General features: G+C 48.8%; 14 protein-coding genes. 12 read left to right on the top strand and 2 right to left on the bottom strand.

Going from position 1 to position 14,584, the window contains the following annotated elements:
• Positions 1 to 79 precede the first annotated feature (79 nt).
• Both NG795_RS17845 and recN read right to left on the bottom strand, forming a co-directional pair.
• Entirely contained in the window at positions 80 to 2,752 is a 2,673-nt protein-coding gene (locus NG795_RS17845; RefSeq protein WP_367289992.1) for a GAF domain-containing protein, read from the bottom strand.
• A gap of 694 nt (positions 2,753 to 3,446) precedes the next feature.
• Complete coding sequence (gene recN, locus NG795_RS17840) at positions 3,447 to 5,258, bottom strand: DNA repair protein RecN (protein ID WP_367289991.1); 1,812 nt, start codon at positions 5,256 to 5,258, stop codon at positions 3,447 to 3,449.
• 239 nt (positions 5,259 to 5,497) lie between these two features.
• On the opposite strand from recN, the gene NG795_RS17835 reads away from it, so the two are divergent.
• The 12 genes from NG795_RS17835 (at position 5,498) to NG795_RS17775 (ending at position 14,530) form a co-directional block, all read left to right on the top strand.
• Positions 5,498 to 5,689: a TLTLP motif-containing protein gene (locus tag NG795_RS17835; protein ID WP_367289990.1), complete on the top strand. Its 192-nt coding sequence runs from the start codon at positions 5,498 to 5,500 to the stop codon at positions 5,687 to 5,689.
• A 342-nt stretch (positions 5,690 to 6,031) separates the two neighbouring features.
• The gene (locus NG795_RS17830) at positions 6,032 to 6,547 is read left to right on the top strand and encodes an inorganic diphosphatase (RefSeq protein ID WP_367289989.1); all 516 of its coding nucleotides are present in this window, start codon (positions 6,032 to 6,034) and stop codon (positions 6,545 to 6,547) included.
• 11 nt (positions 6,548 to 6,558) lie between these two features.
• Positions 6,559 to 6,747, top strand: a complete 189-nt coding sequence (locus NG795_RS17825) for a hypothetical protein (protein ID WP_367289988.1) — start codon at positions 6,559 to 6,561, stop codon at positions 6,745 to 6,747.
• 46 nt (positions 6,748 to 6,793) lie between these two features.
• Positions 6,794 to 7,183, top strand: a complete 390-nt coding sequence (gene panD, locus NG795_RS17820; protein WP_254563706.1) for an aspartate 1-decarboxylase — start codon at positions 6,794 to 6,796, stop codon at positions 7,181 to 7,183.
• A 74-nt stretch (positions 7,184 to 7,257) separates the two neighbouring features.
• Positions 7,258 to 8,109, top strand: coding sequence for an MBL fold metallo-hydrolase (locus NG795_RS17815; RefSeq protein WP_367289987.1), 852 nt, complete (start codon positions 7,258 to 7,260; stop codon positions 8,107 to 8,109).
• A gap of 206 nt (positions 8,110 to 8,315) precedes the next feature.
• A complete protein-coding gene (locus NG795_RS17810) occupies positions 8,316 to 9,110 on the top strand; it encodes a pentapeptide repeat-containing protein (RefSeq protein WP_367289986.1) in 795 nt (264 codons plus the stop codon).
• Positions 9,111 to 9,239: 129 nt separating this feature from the next.
• Positions 9,240 to 10,016, top strand: coding sequence for an SAM-dependent methyltransferase (locus tag NG795_RS17805; RefSeq protein WP_367289985.1), 777 nt, complete (start codon positions 9,240 to 9,242; stop codon positions 10,014 to 10,016).
• Positions 10,017 to 10,040: 24 nt separating this feature from the next.
• Entirely contained in the window at positions 10,041 to 10,931 is an 891-nt protein-coding gene (locus NG795_RS17800) for a tetratricopeptide repeat protein (RefSeq protein WP_367289984.1), read from the top strand.
• Positions 10,932 to 11,161: 230 nt separating this feature from the next.
• On the top strand, positions 11,162 to 11,317 hold the full coding sequence (locus NG795_RS17795) for a hypothetical protein (RefSeq protein WP_367289983.1): 156 nt from the start codon (positions 11,162 to 11,164) through the stop codon (positions 11,315 to 11,317).
• A gap of 90 nt (positions 11,318 to 11,407) precedes the next feature.
• Positions 11,408 to 11,803, top strand: coding sequence for a tetratricopeptide repeat protein (locus NG795_RS28450; RefSeq protein WP_436836061.1), 396 nt, complete (start codon positions 11,408 to 11,410; stop codon positions 11,801 to 11,803).
• Between the two features lie 42 nt (positions 11,804 to 11,845).
• On the top strand, positions 11,846 to 12,166 hold the full coding sequence (locus tag NG795_RS17780; protein ID WP_367289982.1) for a hypothetical protein: 321 nt from the start codon (positions 11,846 to 11,848) through the stop codon (positions 12,164 to 12,166).
• Between the two features lie 327 nt (positions 12,167 to 12,493).
• The gene (locus NG795_RS17775; protein ID WP_367289981.1) at positions 12,494 to 14,530 is read left to right on the top strand and encodes an ATP-binding protein; all 2,037 of its coding nucleotides are present in this window, start codon (positions 12,494 to 12,496) and stop codon (positions 14,528 to 14,530) included.
• Positions 14,531 to 14,584 lie beyond the last annotated feature (54 nt).

The raw sequence follows: 14,584 nt of genomic DNA, 5'->3' as shown, positions 1-14,584 counted from the left end.
GCAATCAGGAGTAAGAACGATGCCAAAGCAGGATTCTGACTCCTGAATTCTAGCTTGTACCCTTGCTCTGTTTAGGATACTACTTTTCGGTGAGATTCCAGACCCCATTCCAGTCATCCGGTGGGGGTTCCACCACAAAATGTTGACACCGATCCATCTGTAAGGATGCCGCCTTATTATTCTTATCAAGTTCCAACACTTTACCAAACTCTTGGAGAGCTTTAGCAAATTGCCGAGACAGATAAAATTCCCGTCCCTTCGTGTAGGATTCGATAATTTGCATATTGTGGTCAGAAATTGGGTCCGATCGCAATCCGACCAATTCATAAATTTTGACGGGTTCGCTTTTCCCTTTTACGGTAATAAAGTCCAACTCCCGAACATAAACCTTGTCGGCACAAGGACTGTATGTTTTTTCACTGATCACGATATCCGTCCCATACATTTTGCTCGTGCCTTCTAACCGAGACCCGAGGTTAACCCCATCTCCAATGGAGGTCAATTCCATCCGTTTGCTGGACCCGATATTCCCACTGACCACTTCATCAGAGTGGATCCCAATCCCAATTTTCAGGATTTGCTTACCGGCAGCGGTGCGATGGTTGTTAAACTCAATCAACCGCCGCCGCATTTCTACCGCCGTTTGGACCGCACACCAGGCATGGTCCTTGAGGGGGAGAGGAGACCCAAACACGGCCATGATCGCATCCCCGATATATTTATCCAGGGTCCCCTTGTACTGAAATACCGCATCGACCATCGACTCAAAATATTCATTGAGCATGATCACCACATCTTCCGCTTCCATGCCTTCGGTGAGGGTGGTATAGCTGCGGATATCCGAGAACAAGACCGAGACTTCCTTGCGTTTGCCACCTAACCCGGTGTCCCCAGAGGCCAGTAACTGTTCAGCCACTTCCTGGGTCATGTAACGATACATGGTGCTCTTGAGTCGTTTCTCATCGCTGATATCTTCCATGACCACCAGGGCACCATAAACATTGGTACGGTCCGAGGCATCGGCAATGGAGTTAATCGACAAGTTAATGCTGTGTTGCTCTTTGTCGTCTTTGGCAACCAGGGTTTGATCGGGATAATACTGCTGACGAGATTTATCATCTTTGGCCGTCAATGCCGCATCAAACCACTTAGAAAAGTCCCCATCTTTAATTTGGATCAAGTCTCGAACGGATTTGCCTTCGATGCGATCGCTCGGTTCCAGACCGAGCAATTGACGGGCACTATCATTAGCGGCGATCGCATTTCCGGCCTTATCCGTGGAAATCACCCCATTGCTCAAGCTTCGCAAAATATCCCGTTGCATTTGCTCTTGCTGCTTGACCGTGGCAAAGAGTTTGGCATTTTGCAACGCCACTCCCGCTTGGGTATTAAACGCCTGCATAAACTCCTGATCGGACCGATTGAAACTGGCTTTCCAACAATCAGGGGCTTCCGGCCATTGGGCCGGTTCGTAGGGGGGATGATCCCCTTGTTTTTTCTTGTTCACCAACTGGGTCACCCCAATCAGTTCCCCATCCGCGTTGAATACCGGCATACATAATAAACTGCAAGTCCGATACCCGCTTTGTTGATCCACCCGCTTACTGGTTTCGCACCCAGGATGATCATACAAATCAAAGGGGATATTTAGGGGTTCTCCAGTTTTCCCTACGGTCCCGGCATAGCCGACTCCCATTGGAATGCGGATTTCCTTTAACTCGCCTCTCGGACCGATCGGGATCTTGGTCCAGAGGTCATTTTTATCCCGGTCAATCAGCCATAGGGTGCTGCGATCGGCGTTCATCAGTTGTTTCGCCTCATCCATCACCTTTTTCAAGGTTTCTTCCAGATCGAGGCTACTCTTGCTCAAAGATTGGGTCGCTGCCATGAGCGCTGCTGCGGCACGTTGCCGCTGAGTTGCTTTATAGAAAGACTTTGAGGATTCAAGAATCAGGCGAATTGAGGGAGCAAACTCTTCAAATACCCGCTCATCTTCTTCCGTAAAGCCTTTGGCATTAATCCGTTCGGACAATTCAGCGTCCGCATCATGGATTTTTTTTAACTTATTGAGTAACTGAACCACCGCAACTAATGCCCCTTGTTCGTTCAACAGGGGCAGACAGAGCATGGTATAGGTGCGGTAGCCGGTTTTCTTGAACTGTTCCTTAGCTGCACCGGAACGGGAATCGTCAAAGAAATCAAAGGGAATATTAACGACTTTCTTAAACGTAGCGACTTCCCCAGCAATTCCCTTATCCGCTGGAATCCTAATCTCTAATGCCTTACCCCCTGCACCTTTGGCGATGATGGACCAGAGTTCGTTCTTTTCTTCATCTAATAAAAATATCGTGGTGCGGTCCGCGCCGAGGAGTTCCCCGGTTTTTAGGGTGATGGAACGCAACATTTCATCGAGAATCGAGTCAAACCCTTGGGAATCGAGGAGGCTGTCGAGCATCGACAGGGTTTGATTGACCACTTCGAGCTTCCCTTCCACATCTTTGACAACCTGGGTGAAGCTGTCTTTGTTGAGGGGGGCGAGAAAGCTGGTGAAGGTCCCCTTGGACTGAACTAAAGACCCCCCACCGCCACTGTTATTTGCAGGGCTAGATTCGGGTTCGCTTACCGATGCAGATGTGGACCGTTGAGGATCGGGCTTGCCGCCGTCAACGATTTGAGGGGTCACATCAATCACGGCACCAGCACTACTATTGTTATGGTCCCAAGCCTTTGGATTTGGAGATGCAGCTGTCATAAGATCTATAACTCTTTACTTCAGACCAGGAGTCAGCGAATTTCTTGGATTATGTGAGTGTCCTGCCGAGAACGCGGTCGCGGATTTGTTGTACAAAGCCTAGCAGATCCGGATAACTATCTCTTTAAGTTTACTCTGTCCATAAATAATTAGACATTTTGGAATTAATTTTCGATCGCTTCCTTTCAGCCCTCCTTGGGCGGTTTTTTGGGGTCCTCTGGGATGTCCGCATCGAGTTTGGACGAAAGTCAGAGGGAGAACGCTAAGGAGATTCTGACACTACCTGCTGAAATTCAATGTGACCCTTTCTACTGTTTCCACCTTTTTTCAAAAATTTTTGATAAATGTTCAATGGATTATTAGGGTTGGATCAGGCTTGAGGGCAGATTAACCGAGGGGATTGAACAGTAAGGCGATTCTTGAAAGCGCCTCGTTGTTGTAGCATTTTTGACGAGCAATGGTGATCCTGTGCAAAAGCGTTACTCGGTCCAACGGTCAGCCCGTCATAACGTGTGAAATTCGCTTTTCTAGTTGTAACATTTTTTGGCAAATTGGGAACCCAGATTTTGAATTTTACAGGCCCTAGGTATCACGGTGATGATTCCTCGCGGGAACGGATTACAGACGGTTATTATATCCGGTTCCGTCTCTTTGGTTTCTAGCGGTCCAATTTGGGAAAAAATCCAGGGAGTGTTTAAGAACTGCGGGTTTGAATTTGTCGGACGGAGGCGGCTTGGTTGAGCAGAGATTGCGCCCAGGCGATCGCCTCGGATGCTCCTTGTCCCCCAGCTAGTTGCGCCAATTCTTCTCGTCGTTGTTCACTGTCCAGTGCTGTTACCCGAACTACGGTGCGTTCTTCTGGTGCAATCGGCGCAGGCAGGGTGGACCCGTTCCCGGGGGAGTTGGCGGTTTCGAGTTGAGGACCTGTCGCCTGGGGGGTTTCTTCGGAACTGCCAATGACTTGTTTATTCACCCGAAAATGAAAATCGGCCATTGCTGCCACAATCGGTTGATGGGTGACAAATAACACCTGTTGACCCTGGGAGAGTTGGTGGAGTTTTTGAGCGATCGCCCCGGCAACTCGTCCGGAGACTCCGGCATCAATTTCATCAAAAACAAGGGTGGCGGCACTATCCACCTGCACGAAACAGGATTGCAGGGCCAGCAAAAACCGGCTCATTTCCCCCCCAGAGGCGATTTCGGCTACGGGTTGCAAGGGTTCCCCAGGATTGGGACTAAACAGGAAAATGATGCGATCGCTGCCGGTACTGCTGGGCGCTACGGGTTCAATCTGTACCTGAAACTGGACATTATCCATCGCCAGGGGTTTGAGTTCTTCAATCAGGCGTTGTTCTAGCCGCAAGGCAGCGGTGCGCCGCAGATGGGTTAATTCTTCACAGGTTTGAATCAGTTCGGCTTGGCAGGCTTGATAGCGGCGTTCTAGGACCTCGACTGCGCGATCGGCTTGGGTGAGTTCTTCTAGTTCTGCTTCGATGCGATGGAAGTAGGCGATCGCGGCACTCAGGTTGGGCCCGTACTTCCGGCAAATTTGCTTCAGTTGGCCAATCCGTTGTTCCACCTCCCCCAATCGGTCGGGATCAGATTCTAAACTGGAACTGTAGCTACTCATCTGCCGTCCCGCCTCGATCGCCAAGGCTAAGGCATCGTTGACCACATCCAGGACCCCTTGCAATTCCGGGTCATAAGCAACCATATCCCGCAGGGTTTGTTCCACTTCTCCCAACAGGTCCGCCGCCGCCAAGGACCCATCATTCTGTTGATAAAGGGATTGATAGACGCGATCGCTCTGTTCCTGGAGTTCCACCACATGGGAGAGGCGCTGCCGTTCCTGTTCCAGTTGCTCTAATTCGTCCGCTTCGTTGAGATTTGCTTCCGAGAGCTCTTTGACTTGGTAATCCAGTAAATCAATCCGTTGTAAGCGCTGTTGTTCTGATTGCCGACTCTGTTCTAACGCTTGTCGGGCGGCATTCGCTTCGGCATAGCGAGTCACCACCCCTTGGCGGAGGGCCAAAACCTCGGGACCGGCAAAAGCATCCAGCCAATCGCGCTGCCGGGTGGGTTGTCCCAGTTGGACCGTTTGACCTTGGGCGGTGATTTCCACCAGGCGATCGCGCAGTTGTTCCATGAGTTGCCGATTGACTAACACCCCATTTAACCGCGATCGGCTCCGCATAGTTCCTCCTTTCCCGAAGACGAGTTCCCGACTCACGACTAGGAGAGTGCCGTCTAATAGCTCAATTTCTTGGTCTCGGACATAAGCCGCCACCGGGGGTTCCAGTTCAAAGGTGGCCTCAATCAGCGATCGCCCGGTTCCCGTGCGGATAGCCCTTCCCGTACATTTGCCCCCCAACACTGCATCCAGGGCATCCAGAATAATGGATTTTCCCGCCCCCGTTTCCCCAGTTAGGACGTTGAGACCCCTCCCAAAGTCCAGATCTAAGCAGTCAATTAAGGCAAAATTTTCTATCCGCAGGGACAGCAACATGGCAATTCTTATCCTTGTGGAACTGAACTATACAGGGGAAAAGCCGAGCCTTCTTGTGGAAGGTCAGGGATCCGGTCAATTTCCAGGATGTTGAGTACAATAGAAATATCCCAGATTGTTTGCTTGATGACAATCTTACCGCGAAAAATATTTAATACTGATGATAGAGGCTCCGTGCGAGAGCTTTTGGTTAGATTGATTTCACGGCGACACTTTAAAAAAATTCAATAGTTTTCTTTATGGAATCCGGTAGTCCTTCTGCCCGGTCTTCTGAACCCTTTCCCCAAAATACTTTATCCAATTTATTCGGTGCGGCGATCGCCTTACTGACTCTCTTGCTCCCCCTCCTGGCGATCGGGACTTTTTCCGCGAATCGTCTCCCGAACCTGCCGTCCCCCCCATCCTATCCCCTCAGCGGGGTGAGGAGGTGACCCTAGCGCCTTAATATCCCCCAGGGACCAGAAACCGGGTTTTTAACCAAATCTCTGCTCATCAGCAGCCAATTTGGACCAAAAACCCGGTTTCTAATCTTGACGGTAACCCCGGACCGATACTCTCCTCTGGCAAGCTTCCGCCCAATTACAAACCGCAAACCGATGGTTTGTGGGTTCAAGGTTTCTGGTACGATGGCTGACGGACTCTCCCCGGGTGAAACAGGCCGATCGCCCATCTGAGCGACGGCGTTGAAGACCCTGGGCTGACCCCAATTTAACCCTGCTGAATCGACAAGATTCGGGTAGGTAAAAACAACCCTCGCCATCCAAGGAGTTATTGTGGATTTAACGAAGATTCCAGCCCAACCGAAACCTGGTCTGATTAACGTCTTAATTGAAATCGCAGGCGGAAGCAAGAATAAGTATGAATTTGATAAAGAGTTAGGCGCTTTGGCCCTCGATCGCGTCCTGTATGCCTCGGTGCAGTATCCCTTCGATTATGGCTTCATCCCGAATACCTTGGCTGAGGATGGAGACCCCCTCGATGGCATGGTGATTATGGATGAACCCACTTTTCCCGGTTGTGTAATTGCCGCCCGTCCCGTGGGGTTTTTAGAAATGATTGACGGGGGGGACCCGGATGAAAAAATTCTCTGCGTTCCGGACAAAGACCCCCGCTATGCTCATGTCAAGTCCCTGAAAGATATCGCCCCTCATCGATTAGAGGAAATTGCTGAATTTTTCAGAACCTACAAAAATCTGGAAAAGAAGAAAACTGAAATTCTCGGCTGGCATGATGTAGAGAAGGTGATGCCTCTAGTTGAGAAGTGCGTTAAGGCCGGTCAAAAAGGCTAAATAGAGACTGAGTGGAACGACACCCTGAGTTAAGCCACATCCGGCGGGGGTTTAAACCCCCGTCGGATGTGGCTGCTCGTCTGATGGGATTGATCCCCCGCCGGATGTTGCCTCGCATCCATCCCGTTGGACCCCCTGCAATCTGTCGCGATCGCAAAGCTACCCCGAACTTTCTGGGTTTTCCGGTCCTGATGTTCTAACATTGAGGCAGAAAGTCCCTAACCTCCTTAGAAACGACTCCGGATCATGCAGCGAACTCTTCTCTTAGCAAAAATCCATAACTGCACGCTCACTGATGCTAATTTGAATTATGTGGGAAGCATTAGTATTGATCAAACCTTAATGGAGGCAGCCGGTATCTTGCCTTACGAGCAGGTGCAAGTTGTCAACAAATCTAACGGAGAACGGTTAATCACTTATGCGATTGAGGCCCCTGGGAAGTCTGGGGCGATCGAACTCAATGGGGCCGCAGCGCGTCTGGGTGCACCGGGCGATCGCCTGATTATTATGACCTATGGACAATTCACCCCGGAAGAAGTTACAACATATTCGCCTCGGGTGGTTCTGGTTGATGAGCAAAACCGTCTGTTGGAAGTTCGACGGTATGAAGAATTGCATACCTTTAGCCTCGTTTAGGCGGAATTACCCTAAACCCCGCCTTTGCTGATTACCCTAAACCCACCCCACCGCCTTGCGATCGGATAGTCTCTATGGAAACCAGCCTGGACTCTGCGTTTTTTATCAACTTCTGGGGCGTGCGCGGCAGCGTTGCCACACCCGGAAAAGAAACCGTTCACTATGGTGGCAATACCTCCTGTGTGGAAATGCGCGTCGCTGGTAAACGCCTGATTTTCGATGGCGGGACCGGCTTGCGACTCCTCGGCACCAGTTTAATGCCCCAGATGCCCGTGGAGGCGCATCTGTTTTTTTCCCACTCCCACTGGGACCACATTCAAGGCTTCCCCTTCTTCGTCCCCGCGTTTATCCCCGGCAATCTCTTTCATGTTTACGGTGCCGTTGCTCCCAATGGTGCAACCATGAAACAGCGCCTCTCGGACCAAATGCTGCATCCCAACTTTCCCATTCCGCTTCAAGGCATGAGGTCTGAGTTGAAATTCTACGACTTACACCCCGGGGATGTAGTCACCATTGATGATATCACCATTGAAACCGCCCATCTGAATCATCCCAGTGAAGCCCTCGGGTATCGCGTCACCTGGGGAGGACATACCGCAGTTTACTGTACCGATACCGAACATTATCCCGATCGCCTCGATGAAAATGTCCTCTCTCTGGCCCGAAATGCTGATATCTTCATCTACGACGCCACCTACACCGATGAAGAATACTATCACCCCGTCACCCCTAAAATAGGCTGGGGCCACTCCACCTGGAAAGAAGGCATCAAAATCGCCAAAGCCGCTGGAGTCAAGCATTTAGTCATTTTTCATCACGACCCCTCTCATGATGATGAGTTTCTAGCTAATGTAGAATCTCAAATCCAAGCCGAATTCCCCGATGCCTTCCTAGCCAGAGAAGGCATGAAGTTAAATCTGATTTAAAGTCACCACTCCATCACAATTCCTAAAAACCCAAGTTCGTAGTAACGTTCAGTCGTTACTATGAACAGTCTCCCCCATCCTTCATCCTTCATCCTTCATCCTTCATCCTTCATCCCCCATCTCCCCATCTCCCCATCTCCCACCCAGGGGAGTAAGATGAGAAGAATAATTTTCCATCAGAAAATCATCTATCCCTTAAAAACTATATGGCTGCTAATAATGCCCACATCAAACGGTTACTCGAAACCAAGCAGTGTCAGGGAGGCATCCTCAATGAAGCAAACCTGGGTCGTTTTAATCTGAATAAAGCAGACTTAAGTGGTGCTAAATTACTGTTTGCCAATCTCAATCAAACCAATCTCAGTCATGCCAACTTGAGTGGGGCTGATTTGAGTTTTGCCAACTTAGTCGATGCCAACCTCACCCACTCGGATCTGAGTGGGTTGGATGGCAAGGGGATGAACCTGTTTGAGGCGAAGCTGAATCATGCCAACCTCAGTGGGGCCGATTTGACCTTTGCCAATTGCGTGAATACAAATTTCACTGATGCAAATCTCAGCGGTGTGGATTTCAAAGGCGCGAATCTGATTGGGGCTATCCTCAATCATGCCAATCTCAGTGGGGTGCAATGTGCGGGGGCGAATTTGGGGAATGCACAATTGGTGGAGGCAAATTTGACCAATGGGGATTTGAGTGATACCCGGTTGGTGGATGCGGATTTGCGAGATGCCAATCTCAATGGGGCGGATCTCAGAAATGCCAATTTGTTTAATGCCAATCTCAGTGGGGCGAATCTCACAGGGGCGAACCTGGGAGGCGCAAATTTGGCTCATGCCAAGCTGGATGGTGCGATCGGACTCTATGGCAGTGGCATGGGAATGTCTGGCGATCGCAACTCGGGGATGCATCAGGCGGGGATGGCGTATATTCCCTTTGGTCACCCCGGGGCTTATCCCGGAGGCGGTAGCGGTTTGGCCCTTCCCCGTCCGGGGATGCAGTAACCGGCGATCGGCTCAGTTATGGGGGTGAATTGTGAGTAGCATGGCTCACAATTCACCTTTTGTTTTTTAAAGCCCTAAATGTGCTATCTTTTTGAGTAACTCATGAAATAAGAATTTAGGAGATATACTTTGCAACGGGGTTCATTAATAATTGTAGGAACGGAGATTCAACTGGGAGGGCATCTCACATTAGCGGCTCAAGCCTGGATTAAACAGGCGGATAAACTGTTGTTTGCGGTCGCCGACCCCGTGACGGCGAAATGGTTAGAAACTCTGAATCCCACGGCTGAAGCATTGCCCTATAACACCAACTGCGATCGCCGCAGGCAAACTTACGGGGAAATGGTCGATCGCATGATGGAGGCGGTGCGCTCAGGGGGGAACATCTGTGCCGTATTTTACGGCCATCCGGGGGTATTTGCGGACCCGGCACTCATGGCGATCGCCCAGGCAAGGCGCGAAGGTTACGCTGCTCAAATGTTACCCGGAATTTCTGCGGAGGATTGTTTATTTGCCGATCTGGGCATCGACCCGGGAAAAGGTGGCTGCCAGAGTTTTGAAGCTACAGACTTTTTAATCCGGCAGCGCAAATTCGACCCCAATTCTCACTTGATTTTATGGCAAGTTGCGCTCATTGGCAATCGGGGATTTTATCAAGAGGGGTCTGAGAAACGGGGGTTAAAGGTATTAGCAGAAGTGTTACAACAGGATTATCCGGCGGATCATCAAGTGGTGATCTATGAGGCAGCGGTTTATTACCCAGTGTGTCAGCCGGTAATCAATCGCATTCCCTTGCATTCTCTGCCGCCAGCCAAGGTAACAACGGTTTCTACGTTGTATGTACCGCCCCTCGGTCCTGCACCTGTGGATCAAGAGATGATGGTACGCTTAGGAATGGACAAATGACAATGGACAATGGACCAATGACAAATGACAAATGACCGACGACTAGCACAGCAAGGGGAAACTGCTCGGCAACAGGGACAATATGATGAAGCGATCGCCTATTTTACCAAGGCGATCGCCCTGAATTCTGAGTATGCTTGGGCGATCGCCCACCGAGGGGAAACTTATTGTTTGATGAAACGATATTCCGAAGCCCTGGTAGATTTCAATCGGGCGGTGGAACTCAATCCGACGGCTTGGAATTATGCTCATCGCGGGGCAGTGTATCGAAAATTATATCGCTATGACGAGGCTTTAGGGGATTTCAATCAAGCGATCGCCCTTGAACCGAACTATGCCTGGGCGATCGCCTATCGCTGCTTGATCTATGAACTCACCTATCGCTATGCTGAAGGATTGCAGGAATTTGACCGGGCGATCGCCCTCGAACCCAGCCTCTATCCGACTTGGCGCAGCAAGCGGGGACTGATGTTTTATTATCAGGGAAAATATGCCGAGGCGATCGCCTGTTGTGAAGAAGCATTGGAACAGGATCCTCATGACTATCAAGCACTCTACTGTCAAGCGGTAGCCAAGGCTGCTTGGAAAGGACTCATCAAGGCAGGCAACGAGATTGAAACTGCGAAGATTGCTTTAAGAAATAGAGTAAATTCCCCTGCCTGTGGTATCGTTCTCTATAGATTGGCAGCTTTGGCTGCCCTCGAAGGAGAGAAGGACCTAGCCTTTAGCCATTTGGAACAGGCTATTCCACTTGAGGAGGAGGCGATCGAGCTAGTGCATCACGACCCGGTGTGGCATGACTTGGGGGAAAATTCTTGCTTTCAAGCCTTAATCGGAAAAACTGCCAACCGTCCAACAACGGTTGAAATTCTACCTTTATCGACGCCTTCTAACCCAGAGGAACCAGAACATTAAAAAGTCTAAAAGCTGTTATAAAAATAGGAGGGAATCTCGATAAGCTTTGCCGAGCGGATTATTGCTAAAGCCTGCTTCATCGCACCGTTGCATGAATAGGACTAATATTCTATCATTTTAACCGTTTATAACTTCAATCAAATTCTTAGAAATTTCAAGTTAATTGGCCTCAATTAACTTGAATAAAGACGGAAATTAACCTATCCTCAAACCAAGCAGGTATCTGTTCAATGAGCGATCCGATAAAACGTCATCCTACTAAAGTCTCGCAACTTCTCCATCAAGCGGAAACTTGTCGCTTAATGGGACATCCTAGAGAAGCGATCATTTACTTTACGCAAGCGATCGATGAGGATCCCAAAAATTATTGGGCATTGGGTCATTGAGGGAAAAGCTACTATGAGATAGGCAACTATCTTCAGGCGATCAATGATTTCGAGGAGGCAATTCACCACCATCCTAACTACTCTTGGGCATTGGCTCATCAGGGTGAGACTTACTTTTATATGGGTAGCTATAAAGACGCAGTTGAGGCGTTTACTAAAGCCATCAAATTAAATCCCAACTACGCTTGGGCGATCGCTCATCGGGGCAGGGTACTTCGCTATTTAGGACTCAATGAGAGGGCTGCAAAGCATTTTAAACGGTCCATTGATCTGATTCCTGAATACGCTTGGTCCCATGCCTACCTCAGCGTGATCTACGCTTTGATGGATCAGTACAAAAAGGCTTGGGACTGCTTAATGCGAGCGATCGAACTCGATCCAACCCTCCCGATTGAGGCCCTGAAGTCTACTCAGGTGTCCCACTTAGAGACCACCATGTTACGATCAAATGTACAAGTAGAGGAACTGGAATTTGAGAGAGAATAAGAACAGTCCTGGAATTAGAAATAAACTCAAGAGGTAGAAACAATGAGTAATGCAGTGGAATTCTTGACTAAGTTGGCGATCAACCCTAAAACTCAAGTGGCATTTGCCAAACATTCCCGAGGAATTCTAGAGGCAGCCGGTTTATCCGACCTGGAAACAGCAGCCCTTTCTAGTGGCGATCAGGCCCAAATTGAGGCCCTGTTTGCTGGGGGCCGTTCCCCGATAGCGGTGATTGTGACCGATCCCGGACCCGATCCCTTACCAGATCCAGATGCACCACCCTATCCCGATGCTCCCGACTCCCAACCCTCCGATGCACCACCCTATACCGATGCTCCCGAGTCCCAACCCTCCGAGGAATAAGCAAAAGCAAGGGTTATCCACTCATCTGAAAATGTAAAACCAACAAAAACCGAATCATACCCATCCGGTTGTTAAAGTTCTGTTTTTTATTTAGCCCGAGCTTCTTAAGGCTATAGCCCTATCGGCCCAGGCTTTACTAACGTCTGTATATTTGTCACCCTTAAGGAGTTGGGTTAAAGGCGACCTATGAGTAGCTAATTCCGCTATTATAACTCGTTCCCCACTCATTCCTTCAAGTTGAAGGGGAATTTGCAAATGTGAATAGCTGGAAGGATCCAGCTATTCACATTTGAGCTTTTAAAGTTTAAGCAGTAGAAAGCAAAAAAAATGAAAAATTTTTTTAGTGAAGCGTATCAAATTACTGAAACCCTCTATGAAAGCGGGAACTCCTTGATTTACCGAGTTCTCCGGCAAACCGACGGACAAAGCGTCATCCTCAAACTCCTCCAAGATACTTATCCATCCCCCGAACGCATTGCCCAATTTAAACGGGAATACGAACTCACTCATAACTTGCATCATCCAGGCATCATTGATGCCTATCATATCGAAACACTGAACAATCGCTGGTGTATCTCTTTAGAAGATTTCGGTGGGCAGAACCTCCACCAACTCAACCTTGCCCCCTTGTCCCCGACTGACTTTCTTCCCCTTGCCATTGAGATAGTCGAAATATTAGGCTATCTACATCAAAACCATATTATCCATAAAGATATTAATCCGTCAAACATCCTATTCAATCCCACCACCCAAACAATTAAACTCATTGACTTTGGCCTTTCCACGGTCCTATCTCAAGAAATTTCTACCTTTCGTAATCCCAACTTATTAGAAGGAACCCTTGCATATATTTCCCCGGAGCAAACCGGACGGATGAATCGGAGTGTAGACTATCGTACCGACTTTTACTCCCTCGGTATTACCTTCTATGAACTGCTGACCGGCAGCCTTCCCTTTCTCGCCCAGGACCCTTTAGAATTGGTGCATTCCCATCTTGCTAAACCTCCGACTCCACCCTATCAAATCAACTCCAAAATTCCCCAAGCACTCTCGCAAATCATCCTCAAATTAGTTGCTAAAAATGCTGAAGACCGCTATAAATCTGCATCAGGATTAAAAGCTGACCTGCAACAATGCTGGGATTCATTGCAGAGAAAGGGAAAAATCGCGTTGTTTCCTCTCGGGATACAGGATATTTCTGAGCGACTCCAAATCCCTCAAAAACTTTATGGACGAGAACAAGAAGTGGCAACCCTTATCGAAGCATTTAAAAGCGTTACCTCCCCTCCTGACGATCCAGAATTTAACTCAACTAAAATAACCCTTGTTTCAGGATATTCGGGTATCGGAAAAACCGCTTTAGTCCAAGAGATTTATAAACCAATTACTCGGGGAAAAGGCTATTTTATTGCGGGAAAATTCGATCAATTTCACCGGAATATTCCCTATGCCTCCCTCATCCAAGCCTTTCGCTCTTTAATTAAACAATTCCTGACGGAAACCGATTCCCAAATCGCCCAATGGCGGGAAAAACTCCAAAAAGCCTTGGGGGTAAACGCCCCTGTGATTATTGAAGTCATCCCCGAACTCGCAACCATTCTCGGCACTCAATCCCCCATTCCCGAACTGTCCCCAGTGGAAGCCCAAAACCGCTTTAATCTGGCTTTTCAAAATTTTATCAAAGTCTTTACTCAACCCGAGCATCCCCTTGCAATCTTCTTAGACGATTTGCAATGGGCGGATAGCGCCTCATTACAACTGATTGAACTGATAATGACGGCCCCAGAGAGTCAATGCTTATTTTTAATCGGCGCATATCGGGATAACGAAGTCAGCGCTACCCATCCCCTAATGCTGACGGTAGAAGCCATTAAAAAAACTCAGGCAAGGGTTCTGGAAATTTCCCTCAAACCCTTAGCACTCTCTGATGTGACGCAATTACTCGCCGATACCCTGTATCAAAGGCCGCAACAAGTGCAACCCCTCGCTGAATTAGTTGAAAGCAAAACGGGTGGCAACCCATTTTTCCTCACCGAGTTTTTAAAGACTTTATATGGAGAAGGATGGCTGAGATTTGATTATAACGGCAGAATCTGGCAATGGAATATCCAGCAGATTCAAGGGCAACCCATCGCCGATAATGTAGTAGACTTGATGGCTGCCAAACTGCACAAGCTGCCCCCAGAAACCCAAACAATTTTAGAGTTAGCGGCTTGTATTGGCAACCAATTTGACTTGACAACTTTAGCGATCATTGCTGAAACGTCAGCCCGAGAAACTGCTCTCACCTTAAAGCCTGCCCTGAACGAGGGGTTTATCTTACCGTTGAGTGACGATTATAACTTACGGTTCGCTCATTTTTGACCCTACTCCCTGAGATAGGAAACCATAAGTGAAGGCTCACCACAAGTGGCAGGG

It is taken from the genome of Laspinema palackyanum D2c (assembly GCF_025370875.1).
Taxonomy (GTDB): domain Bacteria; phylum Cyanobacteriota; class Cyanobacteriia; order Cyanobacteriales; family Laspinemataceae; genus Laspinema; species Laspinema palackyanum.
This window is presented reverse-complemented; position numbering and strand designations above follow the sequence as displayed.

Coding starts and splice junctions, on each gene's coding strand:
- panD (WP_254563706.1), top strand. CDS start 6,794: ATGCAGCGAACTCTTCTCTTAGCAAAAATCCATAACTGCACGCTCACT.
- NG795_RS17795 (WP_367289983.1), top strand. CDS start 11,162: ATGAGCGATCCGATAAAACGTCATCCTACTAAAGTCTCGCAACTTCTC.
- NG795_RS17835 (WP_367289990.1), top strand. CDS start 5,498: ATGGAATCCGGTAGTCCTTCTGCCCGGTCTTCTGAACCCTTTCCCCAA.
- NG795_RS17845 (WP_367289992.1), bottom strand. CDS start 2,752: ATGACAGCTGCATCTCCAAATCCAAAGGCTTGGGACCATAACAATAGT.
- NG795_RS17775 (WP_367289981.1), top strand. CDS start 12,494: ATGAAAAATTTTTTTAGTGAAGCGTATCAAATTACTGAAACCCTCTAT.
- recN (WP_367289991.1), bottom strand. CDS start 5,258: ATGTTGCTGTCCCTGCGGATAGAAAATTTTGCCTTAATTGACTGCTTA.
- NG795_RS17810 (WP_367289986.1), top strand. CDS start 8,316: ATGGCTGCTAATAATGCCCACATCAAACGGTTACTCGAAACCAAGCAG.
- NG795_RS17800 (WP_367289984.1), top strand. CDS start 10,041: ATGACAAATGACCGACGACTAGCACAGCAAGGGGAAACTGCTCGGCAA.
- NG795_RS17780 (WP_367289982.1), top strand. CDS start 11,846: ATGAGTAATGCAGTGGAATTCTTGACTAAGTTGGCGATCAACCCTAAA.
- NG795_RS17815 (WP_367289987.1), top strand. CDS start 7,258: ATGGAAACCAGCCTGGACTCTGCGTTTTTTATCAACTTCTGGGGCGTG.